This window comes from Burkholderia sp. LA-2-3-30-S1-D2 (assembly GCF_001523915.2).
In the GTDB taxonomy this organism is placed as follows: domain Bacteria; phylum Pseudomonadota; class Gammaproteobacteria; order Burkholderiales; family Burkholderiaceae; genus Burkholderia; species Burkholderia diffusa.
The window spans coordinates 1,721,829-1,734,569 of the sequence record NZ_CP013383.1 but is presented as its reverse complement, the minus strand read 5'-3'; the positions used below and the strand labels follow the sequence as shown (position 1 = coordinate 1,734,569).

Genomic DNA, 12,741 nt, shown 5'->3' with positions numbered 1-12,741 from the left:
CTCACCATGACCGACAGACTGCCTCCCTTCGATCCCGCATCGGCCACCGACGAGCAGAAGGCCGTGCTCGCCGACATTCTCAGCGGCCCGCGCGGCAACCTGAACGGGCCGTTCCTCGGCTGGATCGCGAGTCCCGAACTCGCGCAGCACGCGCAGCGGCTCGGCGCGTTCTGCCGCTATCGCACGGGTTTGCCGTTGCGCCTGTCGGAGCTCGCGATTCTCGTGACGGCCGCGCGCTGGCGCTCGCAGGCCGAGTGGCACATCCACCATCCGATCGCGCTCGATGCCGGTGTGCCGGCCGCCACGGCCGACGCGATCCGCCGTGGCGTCGAGCCTGCGTTCGAATCGGACGACGATGCGCTGATCCATGCGTTCGCGACCGAGCTGTATGACACGCGGCGCGTGAGCGACGCGACGTTCACGCGCGCGCAGGCGCGTTTCGGCCACGAGATCGTCGTGAACCTCGTCGCGCTGCTCGGCTATTACGCGCTCGTGGCGATGACGCTCAACACGTTCGGTATGCGCGCGGACGGCCAAACTGATCTACCGTTTCCGGAATAATCGCCGCTTGCGCGTGTGTCGGCGGCCTGCCGCGCGCGCGTTCCGATTGCGTCGAAAAGCCGGTCTGTACGGGATTTTTGGCGTGTTGGCACAGGCTGAGCGGCATCCTCGCGACGTCTTGCCGACGCACGTCGCACCGCCTGCACTTCAGCGCAGGAAGTTTCCCCCGCGCCGTCCGATGAAATATCGCCAGGCGCTACGCATCAACGACGCGGGCGACCTCACGGGCGGGCTCAATCGTGCATTCAAGTACCCGTGTGTGCGATTCGCGATGTCGAACCGTCTGACGATAGGGCAGCGCGGTGTTGCGAGGCCTCACCGCTCTGGGGTCGACATCAATGAAACCAATTGTATTCGTGCGGGATCAGCCGCGATCGCACGCGTATGATGGCTTGTTCACGTCGATAAGATCGGTGAGCAAGCATGACTAGTACCCGTAAGACATTGATGATCGCCGGCGGCCTGCTGGTTGCCGCGGCTGGCACAGGCTACGTGATGCTCCTGCGTGCAGACCACCGCGCGATCGCGGAGGCCGGCATCGGCGACTCCGCGACCCCTGCCGCCGCCGTGACGGCGGCGAACGACGGCCACACCGCGCAAGGCGCGATCGCGCCGCCTGCGGCGGTCGCCGTCCCTTCCGCGCATATGGACGAGGCCGTCCCGCAACCAGCGGCCGTACGGCCGCCATCCGCGGCCTCTGCGCGCACGAGCGCGGCGCCGGCATCCGCTGCCGTCGCGCCGGTCGTCGCCGCGCCGGCGCCACCGGCGAAGACGAGTGCGCCGCCGCCGACCGTCCACGTCGTGACCGTCGAGCCGGAGGATGCGACCCCGCCGAAAGCCCAGGCCGCTCAGCCGGCGAAGGCACCGGTACAAGCGGCGCAACCCGTGCAATCGACACCGCCGGTCCAGGCGACGCAGGCGGCTCGGCCGAGTCAGCAGGCGGAGCAGCCGACGCAGCGCGCGGCGCGCAAGCGCGACGGGCTCGAGCGGCACGCGGCCGCGACACCCGCGATGAAATCCGAAACGCCTGAAACCGCCGCACTCGTGCGGGAATCGGCAAAGCTCGATCCGTCGTTGCCGCCGCCGCAATACGTGGCGACGCCGAGCGCCGATCGACAGCACGCGTCGACGGGCGCGAATCCGGTTGCCGCCGCGATGACCGATCAACTGGTCAGGCAGTCGAGCAACTTCAAGTCGACTACACCGGTGAGTGCCGGGCCCGGCGGGGCTCAGTGAGAACGGAGCGGCCGCGCTCGCGCAGCGCCGCTCGACGCCGGATGAAAAAGGGCCCCGCACGCCGACCAGGGCATGCGGGGCCAAGAGAGACTAGCCTGTGTGGTGCGTCGCGCGTTACGCGGCGATCGCCTCTTCGGCCTGCGGCGCGTCGGCGGTAGCCGGCGTCGCGTCTTGCCGGATCAGGTGATCGAACGCGCCGAGCGATGCCTTCGCGCCTTCGCCCACCGCGATCACGATCTGCTTGAACGGCACCGTCGTCACGTCGCCGGCGGCAAACACGCCCGGCACCGACGTCGCACCGCGCGCATCGACGACGATCTCGCCATGCTTCGACAGTTCGATCGTGCCTTTCAGCCATTCGGTGTTGGGCACGAGGCCGATCTGCACGAACACGCCTTCGAGATCGACGCGCTTCGTTTCACCCGAACGCAGGTCCTTGTAGACGAGCCCGTTCAGCTTGCTGCCGTCGCCAGTCAGTTCGGTCGTCTGTGCCTGCGTGACGATCGTCACGTTCGGCAGGCTGCGCAGCTTGCGCTGCAGCACTTCGTCCGCGCGCAGTTGCGCGCCGTATTCGATCAGCGTGACTTCCTTCACGATGCCGGCCAGATCGATCGCGGCCTCGACGCCCGAGTTGCCGCCGCCGACCACCGCGACGCGCTTGCCCTTGAACAACGGGCCGTCGCAGTGGGGGCAGTATGCGACACCACGGTTGCGGTATTCGCGCTCGCCCGGCACGTTGATTTCGCGCCAGCGCGCGCCGGTCGCGAGAATGATCGTCTTCGCCTTCAGCACCGCGCCGTTCGCGAGGCGGATCTGGTGCACGTCGCCCGGGATCAGCGCGTCGGCGCGTTGCACGTCCATGATGTCGACGTCGTACTGCTTCACGTGCTGTTCGAGCGCCGTGGCGAACTTCGGTCCCTCCGTTTCCTGCACCGACACGAAGTTCTCGATCGCCATCGTGTCGAGCACCTGGCCGCCGAAGCGCTCGGCGACGACGCCCGTCGCGATGCCCTTGCGCGCCGAGTAGATCGCGGCGGCCGCACCGGCCGGGCCGCCACCGACGATCAGCGTGTCGAACACCGGCTTGTTCTCGAGCGACTTCGCGGCGCGGGCGCTCGCACCCGTGTCGAGCTTCGCGAGGACTTCCTTCACGCTGCTGCGGCCCTGGCCGAACGATTCGCCATTCAGGAACATCGTCGGCACGGCCATGATCTGGCGCGCTTCGACCTCGTTCTGGAACAATGCGCCGTCGATTGCGACGTGGCGAATGCGCGGGTTGATCAGCGACATCACGTTCAGCGCCTGCACGACTTCCGGGCAGTTCTGGCACGACAGCGAGAAATACGTCTCGAACGCGTAGTCGCCGTCGAGCGCGCGGATCTGTTCGATCACGTCGTCGTCGAGCTTGAGCGGATGGCCGCCCGTCTGCAGCAGCGCGAGCACGAGCGACGTGAATTCATGGCCCATCGGGATGCCGGCGAAGCGGATGCCGGCCGGCTTGCCGGGTTCGCCGATCGAGAACGACGGCTTGCGCTCGGCATCGTCGCGGCGTTCGGTTACGGTCACGCGCGACGTCAGCGACGCAATCTCGTTCAGCAGCGCAAGCAGTTCCTGCGATTTCGCACTGTCATCGAGCGACGCGACGAGTTCGATCGGGCGCGTGATCTTTTCGAGGTACGCCTTCAGTTGGTTCTTGAGACTGGCGTCGAGCATGGCGTTTCGGATTCCGTATTGATGATTCTGTTCGGGCACGTCGTGCCGGAGGAGGGTGCGGGCCGCACGAAGCGGCCCGCATTCGCGTGACGCGCGCGCCTCGTGCGAGGCGCGCGGCGCGATCGTCAGATCTTGCCGATCAGGTCGAGCGACGGGGTCAGCGTCTCCGCACCCGGCGTCCACTTGGCCGGGCACACTTCACCCGGGTGCGCCGCGATGTATTGCGCGGCCTGCACCTTGCGGAGCAGTTCGCCTGCGTCGCGGCCGATGCCGTTGTCGTGGATCTCGCACAGCTTGATCTCGCCTTCCGGGTTGATCACGAACGTGCCGCGCAGCGCCATCCCTTCTTCCTCGATCAGCACGTCGAAGTTGCGCGACAGCGTGAGCGTCGGGTCGCCGATCATCGGGTACTTGATCTTGCCGATCGTCTCCGACGTGTCGTGCCATGCCTTGTGCGTGAAGTGCGTATCGGTCGACACGCCGTAGATTTCGACACCCAGCTTCTGGAATTCCGCGTAGCGGTCGGCGAGGTCGCCCAGCTCGGTCGGGCAGACGAACGTGAAGTCGGCCGGGTAGAACACGACGACGGACCACTTGCCCTTGAAGTTCTCTTCGGACACGGGCACGAAATCGCCGTTGTGGTATGCGGTTGCCTTGAACGGTTTGATTTGGGTGTTGATGATCGGCATCTTGCGAGTTCCTTTGCTTGGGTGTTGATGAAGTGTTGCCAGTATCCGGGTTCACCCCTGGCTTGTGAAATTGCTTGTATCAATCCGCGGCATCGGGAATTTCTATCTGCTTCCGGCCCTGTCGCGGCGGGCCGGCCAGTCGGCCCGTGCCATCCGGGCCGGGCCTTCCGGCGGATTTCGGCCGGCCGGCGCTTCTGACACATTGGGCGTGCGGGAGGGCGCGGCGCCGGGCGACGGCGACGCGCCCCGCGCAAGGGCCCGGCGCCCGTTCGCCACGAACGGTTGCGCGGTCGTCAGACACTCTCCGTCCCACTGCCGCCATGAATCTCTATTCCGGATGCGCGATGCGTGCACTGCCTGCATGGTTCCGCGAGATCGTTCCCGAGGGGCGATGCCTGCATCGGCTCTTGCGCGGTGCGGCCTGCGCACTCGTGACCGTGTCGTGCGCCGCGCCGGCGCTCGCCCTCGATGCCTCCGCGCCGGCCGCGACGGCGACGCCGGCCACCACGTCGACCGGGCTCGTGCAGATGCCCGACGGGCGGCTGCTCGCGCCCGAGTTCGCCCGCATCGTCACGCGTGGCACGCTCGTCGTCGCGGTGCTCGGCGTCGATCAGCCGCCGTTCTTCATGTCGCGCAACGGCGCATTGGCGGGCGTCGACATCGATCTCGCCGACGAACTCGCGAAAAAGCTCGGCGTGTCCGTGCAGTTCGACCGCGATGCGCGTACCTTCGACGACGTCGTTCAGCTGATCGCGACCGGGCAGGCCGACGTCGCGATCAGCAAGCTGTCGCGCACGTTGCCGCGTGCGCAGATGGTCCGCTTCAGCACGCCGTACATCAACCTGCGGCGCGCGCTGCTGATCAACCGTGTCAGCTTCGCGGAACTCGCGAAAGGGCGCCCGCTGCCGGAAGTCGTGCGCGATTACCGCGGCACGATCGGCGTCGTCGCCGGGTCGGCCTACGCGGAATACGTGCGCACCGACTTCCCGGCTGCGCGGGTGCGCACCTACCCGAGCTGGCCGGCGACGCTCGACGCACTGAACACCGGCGCGGTCACGGCCGTGTATCGCGACGAACTCGCGATCAAGCTCGTGATGCAGGACGACCCGACCGCGCCGATCCGCTTGCGCGTCGCGACCTTCGACGACCTCACCGACGCGCTTGCCGTCGGCGTGCCGGTGTCCACGCCGACGCTGCTCGCGTTCGTCAATCAGTTCCTGGCCGAGCGCAGTAGGCGGCTCGACGTGAAATCCTTGCTCGACGCGATGGGCCGCTGACATGAACATGGACGAGAACATCAGGATCATGCCCCGCATCGCGCGGCTGCATGCGCTCGCGATCCATCCGTTGACGGTGTTCGGCAGCCTCGCGCTCGGGATCATGGCGGGCGTGCTGTGGCCGGCCGCCGCGCCGAAGTTCGACTACGTCGGCCAGGTGTACGTCGGCCTGCTGAAGATGACGGCGCTGCCATTCATGACGGCCGCCGTGATCTTCAGCCTGCAGCGACTGCTGCGCGATGGCAGCGCGTCGGATCTCGTGATGCGCGTGATCGCGATCTTCGGCTGCGCGTCGGTGTTCGTCGTGGCGGTCGGCGCGGTCGTTCTGGTCGCGATGCGGCCGGGCGAGCATCTGTCGAACGCGACGCTGAAGGCGTTCGGCGCGCTGGTCGGCAGCGACGGTGCGGCGAGCGACACCGTGATGACGCTGTACGGCACCGATCCCGCCGAGAAGTCGTCGGGCCTTGCCGACATGCTGATCGCGCTGGTGCCCGGCAACTTCTTCGCGGCGCTCGCGAGCGGCGACACACTGAAGGCGCTGGTGTTCTCGCTGTTCTTCGGCTTCGCATCGGGACGCGTGCCGGCGAGCATCTCGGCGGCGCTAAGCCAGACGCTGGAGACCGTCTATTTCACGTGCCAGAAGATCATGCACTGGCTCGCGTATCCGACGCCGATCGTGCTGTTCTGCGGCGGCGCCGCACAGATCGGCACGTCGGGATTCGGGCCGCTCGAGGCGATGGTCCGCTTCGTCGCCGCGTTCGCCGTCGTCGCGCTCGTGCTGATCGCGGCCGCGATCGTCGTGATCTGGAAGCGCTCGGGCGCGACGCTGGCCGAGACGCTCGCCGGGTTGCGCACGCCGTTCGCGATGGCGCTCGCCACGCGCAGCAGCGTGGCGTGCATGCCGAGCATGATCGAATGCCTGGCCGACGGCTTCGGCTTTGCCCGCGCGCGCGTCGAGTTGGTCGTTCCACTTGCCGTGTCGCTGCTGCGCGTCGGGCCGATGGTTTATTACGCGAGCGCGACGCTGTTCGTCGCACAACTCTACGAACGGTCGCTCGGCCCCGGCGAGCTTTGCGTCGTGCTGGTCGCGTCGGTGCTCGCCGGATTCGCGTCGACGGGCACGTCGGGCGTCGTGACGGTGTCGCTCGCCGGCATGGTGTGCGCGGCGCTGCACCTGCCGTTCGAGGCCGCGTTGGTGTTGTTCGCGGCGATCGATCCGTTTTGCGAAATATTTCGGACGCTGTTGCTGGTGATCGGCAACTCGGCCGTCGTATCCGCGATCTGCGCGCGGCCGCCGCGCGCGTGAAGGAGGCGTCATGGCACTCGTCGGCGTACTGGGCGGAATGGGGCCGCTGGCCACGGTCGACTTCATGCATCGCGTGATTTGCCTGACTCGCGCGCGTTGCGACCAGGAGCACCTGCCGATGATCGTCGCGAACCTGACGCGAACGCCCGATCGCTCGCGCGCGATCATCGACGGCGGGACCAATCCGCTGCCGGCGCTGCTCGACGGCATCGCGCTGCTGAACCGCTGCGGCGTCGACGTGATCGCGATTCCGTGCAATTCGGCGCATCACTGGTATGCACCGCTGCGCGAACACAGCGCGGCGCCGATTCTGCATATCGTGGATGCGTCGGTGGCCGCGTTGCCCGCAGGCGTGCGGCGCGTCGCGGTGCTCGCCACGGGCGGCACGCTGGTGTCGGGCTTCTACCAGACGGCGCTGCGTGCACGCGGGTTCGAGCCGGTGATGCCGGGCGTGGCCGCGCAGCGCGATATTGCCGCGTGCATCGCGGCGGTCAAGGCGGGGAAGATCGCTGCGTCGGTGCGGTGCCTGTCGCGCGCGCTCGATGCACTGGCAAGACGGGACGTGGGCGTCGCGGTGATGGGCTGCACGGAAATTCCGATCGCGGCGCGCGCGTTGCCCGATGCACCGTTCGCGCTGGTCGACAGCACGCAGGAGCTGGCGCGCGCGACGGTCGCCCATGCGGTCGAGCGCGGATGGGGGAGGGCGGTGTGACGCAACGGCGGGCGGTGGTACGCGCGACGCACCGCGCCCGCCAGATCCGTCAGGGTGCGCGCACGTCGGGTTCGATGACGGGGAAGGCCCACATGTCGCGCGATACGCGCAGCAGGCGGTTCACTTGCGTGGATGCCCGGACGATCGCATCGGACAAGCGGATGCGGCGCGCCTTGTGAATCGTGCGAAGGCCCGCCTGCGAGCGGCCCGCGCGCTTATGCAGCCATCCGCCTGAGCCATTCAGCCAGCCGTCTCGCGCCGTCCGGCATGTCCGCATCCTCGCGCGTGCACAGGTAGTAGTCGCGCCCGTCGTCGAGCGCGTGGTCGAACAGCTTCACGAGTTCGCCGCTCGCCAGTTCGCGCTGGACCAGCGGCGCGCGCAGCAGCGCCGCGCCGAGATCCGCGCGCGCCGCGCTCAGCGTCAGTTGGCCGTCCTCGAACATCGGTCCCACCGCGTGCGACACGTGCCGCACGCCGGCGCCCTGCAGCCAGTTGACCCAGGCGCTGCGATCCTCGTCGTGCACGAGCGGCGCCCGCGCGAGATCGGCCGGTGTGCGGAACGGCCCGTGGCGCTTCAGGAACGACGGGCTGCACATGGGCACCATCGCGCCCGGCAGCAGCCGCTCGCAGCGGTAGCCGGGCCAGTCGCCGGTGCCGAAGCGGATCGACAGGTCGGACGCGTCGCTTCGATAGTTGCGGTGATGCGCATACAGCACGGTCACGTCGACATCGGTGTTGTCGGCGAGGAACGCGTGCAGCCGCGGAATGAACCAGCCGATACCGAGCAGCGGAATCAGGCTGATCGTGATCTGCCGCAGCGACGACCGGTCGCGCACGAAGCGCGTCGCGCTGCGCAGCACCGAGAACGCGGCGCTGATCGAGCGGTAGTAGTCGCGCCCCTCATCGGTGAGCGCGAGCAGCCTGCCTTCGCGCACGGTCAGCGGCGTCTGGATGAACGCTTCGAGCAGCTGCAGCTGGTGGCTGACCGCGGACGGCGTGATGTCGAGCTCGTGCGCCGCCGCGGTGACCGAGCCGAGACGCGCGAATGCCTCGAACGCGCGGACGGCGCGTAGCGGTGGATCGTGAGGCAATTGTTCGATATTTTTCATGTGTCGAATTTTATCGAAAAATCAGGGTGAACCACAACACGAAAATATCCCGTATTTACAGGGGATTACGTTATTGTGTCGGGAATGGCATAAGCATCCAACAATTGAGTATTTGGGGTGCTGATGATGAATATTTAATATTTTTCATGTCTTGAGCCAAATCACCGATCCCCGCACATGAAAATCGCTTTTCTCCCCGCCGGCCTCGCATTCTCCGCGGCCGCGCTGATCGCCGCCGCTCCCGCCTACGCGCAGTCCGCGCCGCAGACCATCCTGATCGGTCTCGCCGCGCCGCTCACCGGCCCGTCCGCGCGGATCGGCAAGGACTTGCAGAACGGCGCGCAGCTTGCGATCGACGACGCGAACGCGAAGCATCCGAGCATCGGCGGCAAGCCGGTCGTCTACAAGCTCGTCGCGGCGGACGATCAATCCGATCCGCGCACGGCCGTCGCGGTCGCGCAGCAGCTCGTCGACCAGCACGTGATCGGCGTCGTCGGTCACTGGAACACGGGCTGCAGCGTGCCGGCGTCGCGCATCTACCGCGATGCGGGCATTCCGCAGATCGCGCCGGCGTCCACCGGCCACCCGTACACGCAGCAGGGCTACGCGACGGCCTTCCGGATCATGGGCCACGACGATGCGGGCGGCAACTTCACCGGCGCCTATGCGGTGAAGACGCTGAAGGCGAAACGCATCGCGGTGATCGACGATCGCACGTCGTTCGGCGCGGGGCTCGCCGACCAGTTCATCAAGGGGGTGCAGGCGAACGGCGGCACGATCGTCGATCGCCAGTACGTGAACGACAAGACGACCGACTTCAGCGGCGTGCTGACCGCGATCAAGGGCAAGCGCGCGGATCTCGTGTTCTTCGGCGGGCTCGACGCGCAGGCCGCGCCGATCGCGCGCCGGATGCGCCAGCTCGGCGTGAACGCGCCGCTGCTCGGCGCGGGCGGCTTCGTGAGCCAGACCTTCCTGTCGCTCGCGGGCAAGGACGGCGACGGCGTGACGGCGCTCGAACCGGGCTTGCCACTCGACCGGATGCCGGGCGGCAAGGCGTTCGACGCGCAGTACCGCGCACGCTTTCACGCGCCGATCGAGCTGCACGCCCCGTTCGCGTACGACGCGGCTGCCACGCTGATCGCGGCCGCGCAGAAGGCCGGCACGACGCAGCCGGCGAAGCTGGTCGCGGCCGTGCACGCGATCGACCGGCCCAGCGTGACCGGCCGGGTCGCGTTCGACGCCGAAGGCAATCTGAAGGACCCTGCGTTCACGATCTACCAGGTGCGCGGCGGCAAGTGGACCGTCGTCGACGTGCTCGGCGGCGCGCACCCCGCAACGAAATGACGACGGAGACGAATCCCATGACCAACTCGACACATGCATCCACGGCGGCACCCGAGGACACGCGGCTCGGCATCCTCGCGCGGCGCCGCATCGAAGCGGAAATCATCAAGCCGATCTACGAGATCATGAAGCGCGAATTCGGCACCGAGCGCGCGCAGGCCGTGATCGCGGAAGCCGTGCGCGGCGCGGCCGTCGACGCGGGCCGCACGTTCGCCGCGCAGGAGCCCGGCGGCACGAGCGTGCGATCGTTCGTCGCGCTGCAGGTGCTGTGGGAGAAGGACGATGCGCTCGAGGTCGAGGTGCATCGCGCGGACGATGCGCACTACGACTACGACGTGCATCGCTGCAGCTACGCGGAGATGTATCACGCGATGGGGCTCGGCGAGATCGGCCACCTGCTGAGCTGCGCGCGCGACAGCTATTTCATCCAGGGCTATGCGCCGGACATCGCACTCACGCGCACGAGCACGATCATGCAGGGCGGCAAGCGCTGCGATTTCCGTTATGCGCTGCAGGCGGCGCCGCGCGACGATGCCCCGGAGGCCGGCAATGCGTGACGATCTCGCGGACGCGCCGCGCGTCGACGGCGCGCGGCTGTGGGCGTCGCTCGAACGGATGGCGCAGATCGGCGCGACGCCGAAGGGCGGCGTCTGCCGTCTCGCGTTGACCGACCTCGATCGCGAGTCGCGCGACCTGTTCGTGCAGTGGGCGCAAGACGCCGGCTGCACGGTGCGCGTGGACCGGATGGGCAACGTGTTCGCGCGCCGCGCGGGCCGCAATCCCGACGCCGCGCCGGTCATGACCGGATCGCACGCCGATTCGCAGCCGACCGGCGGCCGCTACGACGGCATCTACGGCGTGCTCGGCGGCCTCGAGGTCGTGCGCGCGCTGAACGATGCGGGCATCGAGACCGAGCGCCCGATCGACGTCGTGATCTGGACCAACGAGGAAGGTTCGCGCTTTGCGCCGGCGATGATATCGGCCGGCGTGTTCGCGGGCGTCTATCCGCTCGAATACGGGCTGTCGCGCACCGACGGCGCAGGCAGGACGATCGGCGAGGAACTCGCGCGAATCGGCTACGCGGGCGTCGAGCCCGTCGGCGGCTATCCGGTGCATGCGGCGTACGAGCTGCATATCGAACAGGGCGCGATTCTCGAACGGGCCGGCAAGACGATCGGCGTCGTGACGGCCGGGCAGGGGCAGCGCTGGTACGAGGTGACGCTGACGGGCGTCGACGCGCACGCGGGCACGACGCCGATGGAATTCCGGCGCGACACGCTGGTGGGTGCCGCGCGGATGATCGAATTCGTCGATGCGCTCGGCCGTCGTCATGCACCGCACGCGCGCGCGACGGTCGGGATGATCGAGGCGCGGCCGAATTCGCGCAACACCGTGCCGGGCGGCTGCTTCTTCACGGTCGAGTTTCGTCATCCTGACGATATGGTGCTCGACGAGCTCGATACGGCGCTGCGTGCGGAACTGGCGCGCGTCGCGGCCGACGCCGGCCTCGGTGCGCGGATCGAGCAGATCTTCACGTACCCGCCGGTGCCGTTCGCGCCGCGCTGCATCGACGCGGTGCGTGATGCGGCCCAGGCGCTCGGGCTGCCGCACATGGACATCGTGTCCGGCGCGGGTCACGACGCGTGCTACATCGCGCGCGTCGCGCCGACCGGCATGATCTTCGTGCCGTGCGTCGATGGCCTGAGCCATAACGAGGCCGAGGCGATCACGCCGGAATGGTCGGCGGCGGGCGCCGACGTGCTGCTGCACGCGGTGTTGCGGAGCGCGCAGGAACCGGGCGCGTGATGCGCGCGTGACGGGCGCGGCTTACTTGCCCGCCTTGCGCCGCGCCATATACGCGAGATACGCGACGATCTGGTCGAGCTCCCGGTCGCTCAGCTGATCGGGCGGAAACGCCGGCATCACGCGGCCCGGCCAGTCGCGCACCGATGCCGGGTTGCGGATGTAGCGGCGCAGCGCGGCGGGCTGGAAGTAGTCGACCGGATTCATCGGCGCGTTCAGGTCGGGGCCGGCATGGCTGCTGCCCGCGCCGTCGAGGCGATGGCACGCGAGGCATTGCGTGACGAACAGGCGCTGGCCCGCACGGGCCGGATCGTTCGCCGGCAGCGCCGGATCGACGGCGAGCGACGGCCAGCGCGCGAGCGGCGACGATTCGATCGTGATGCGCACGATCTGATATGGCCACTGCTCGCCGCGCACCGACGATGCGTCCGGCCCGAGCCAAACCAGGTAGAACGGCCCGGCGCTGACCTGCTTGCCGGGCAGCTTCGGCCACGGATGCGCGGGGTCCTCGATCGCGAGCCACGCGACGGCGCCGGCCGGCGCACGGCGGCGCGCGAGATCCAGCGGCAGCTGCGCGGCGAAACCGTCGGCCGCGCGCGTTTCGAGCACGCCGTTCGCGGGAAGCGGCGTGTCGCCGAGCAGCGCGGCGAACGGCACCGCGCGGAACGTCATCGGCCGGCCGTACGCAATGTCGTGCGGCACGTGGATGTCCGTTGCGTCGACGCGCGCGAGCAGCGCCTGGCGCGTCAACACTCGAGGCGTGCCGTCGGTCTCGAGTTCGAGCGCGTCCTGCGCGGACGCGCGCGTCGCGATCAGGCACACCGTCATCAGCAACAGCGAAAACCACCGGCGCTTCAGCATTCGTTCTCCGTGGGGGCGTACCGGCGGCGGCAGGGGGCGAGCACGCGGCCGATGGATGGAATCGGGCGACAGTCTATCCGGTACGCGCGGCGCTGGCGACTTCGACGCGGGATCGGCGCAGTGGCAGGGA

General features: G+C 68.4%; 12 protein-coding genes. 8 read left to right on the top strand and 4 right to left on the bottom strand.

Annotated elements, in window-relative coordinates; all coding sequences use genetic code 11:
* Positions 1-6 precede the first annotated feature (6 nt).
* Both WS66_RS07925 and WS66_RS07920 read left to right on the top strand, forming a co-directional pair.
* Positions 7-561, top strand: a complete 555-nt coding sequence (locus WS66_RS07925; RefSeq protein ID WP_059607788.1) for a carboxymuconolactone decarboxylase family protein — start codon at positions 7-9, stop codon at positions 559-561.
* A 423-nt stretch (positions 562-984) separates the two neighbouring features.
* Positions 985-1,797: a hypothetical protein gene (locus WS66_RS07920; RefSeq protein ID WP_059607789.1), complete on the top strand. Its 813-nt coding sequence runs from the start codon at positions 985-987 to the stop codon at positions 1,795-1,797.
* A 114-nt stretch (positions 1,798-1,911) separates the two neighbouring features.
* Here the strand turns inward: WS66_RS07920 and ahpF are convergent, their stop codons facing one another.
* Both ahpF and ahpC read right to left on the bottom strand, forming a co-directional pair.
* On the bottom strand, positions 1,912-3,510 hold the full coding sequence (gene ahpF, locus WS66_RS07915; protein ID WP_059607790.1) for an alkyl hydroperoxide reductase subunit F: 1,599 nt from the start codon (positions 3,508-3,510) through the stop codon (positions 1,912-1,914).
* A gap of 125 nt (positions 3,511-3,635) precedes the next feature.
* Complete coding sequence (gene ahpC / locus WS66_RS07910) at positions 3,636-4,199, bottom strand: alkyl hydroperoxide reductase subunit C (RefSeq protein ID WP_059607791.1); 564 nt, start codon at positions 4,197-4,199, stop codon at positions 3,636-3,638.
* A gap of 320 nt (positions 4,200-4,519) precedes the next feature.
* On the opposite strand from ahpC, the gene WS66_RS07905 reads away from it, so the two are divergent.
* Genes WS66_RS07905 through WS66_RS07895 form a run of 3 tightly spaced genes read left to right on the top strand, consistent with a single transcriptional unit; the run spans position 4,520 to position 7,494 of the window.
* Positions 4,520-5,476: an ABC transporter substrate-binding protein gene (locus WS66_RS07905; RefSeq protein ID WP_059607792.1), complete on the top strand. Its 957-nt coding sequence runs from the start codon at positions 4,520-4,522 to the stop codon at positions 5,474-5,476.
* Between the two features lies 1 nt (position 5,477).
* Positions 5,478-6,782 (top strand): dicarboxylate/amino acid:cation symporter, encoded by a 1,305-nt coding sequence (locus WS66_RS07900; RefSeq protein WP_059607793.1) that lies wholly within the window; start codon positions 5,478-5,480, stop codon positions 6,780-6,782.
* A gap of 10 nt (positions 6,783-6,792) precedes the next feature.
* Positions 6,793-7,494 (top strand): aspartate/glutamate racemase family protein, encoded by a 702-nt coding sequence (locus WS66_RS07895; RefSeq protein ID WP_059607794.1) that lies wholly within the window; start codon positions 6,793-6,795, stop codon positions 7,492-7,494.
* 215 nt (positions 7,495-7,709) lie between these two features.
* On the opposite strand, the gene WS66_RS07890 is transcribed toward WS66_RS07895, so the two are convergent.
* Positions 7,710-8,603 carry a LysR substrate-binding domain-containing protein gene (locus WS66_RS07890; protein ID WP_059607795.1) on the bottom strand — a complete coding sequence of 298 codons (894 nt, stop codon included), beginning with the start codon at positions 8,601-8,603 and terminating at the stop codon, positions 7,710-7,712.
* Between the two features lie 177 nt (positions 8,604-8,780).
* On the opposite strand from WS66_RS07890, the gene WS66_RS07885 reads away from it, so the two are divergent.
* From WS66_RS07885 to WS66_RS07875, 3 genes are read left to right on the top strand one after another with little or no spacing between them, the layout of a single operon-like run.
* Positions 8,781-9,947, top strand: coding sequence for a branched-chain amino acid ABC transporter substrate-binding protein (locus WS66_RS07885; RefSeq protein ID WP_059607796.1), 1,167 nt, complete (start codon positions 8,781-8,783; stop codon positions 9,945-9,947).
* Between the two features lie 17 nt (positions 9,948-9,964).
* On the top strand, positions 9,965-10,504 hold the full coding sequence (locus WS66_RS07880) for an L-2-amino-thiazoline-4-carboxylic acid hydrolase (protein ID WP_059607797.1): 540 nt from the start codon (positions 9,965-9,967) through the stop codon (positions 10,502-10,504).
* On the top strand, positions 10,497-11,753 hold the full coding sequence (locus WS66_RS07875) for a Zn-dependent hydrolase (protein ID WP_059607798.1): 1,257 nt from the start codon (positions 10,497-10,499) through the stop codon (positions 11,751-11,753). Before WS66_RS07880 ends, WS66_RS07875 begins: the two co-directional genes overlap by 8 nt.
* 21 nt (positions 11,754-11,774) lie before the next feature.
* Here WS66_RS07875 and WS66_RS07870 read toward each other — a convergent pair whose 3' ends face one another.
* Positions 11,775-12,611, bottom strand: coding sequence for a c-type cytochrome (locus tag WS66_RS07870; RefSeq protein WP_059607799.1), 837 nt, complete (start codon positions 12,609-12,611; stop codon positions 11,775-11,777).
* Positions 12,612-12,741: the final 130 nt, after the last annotated feature.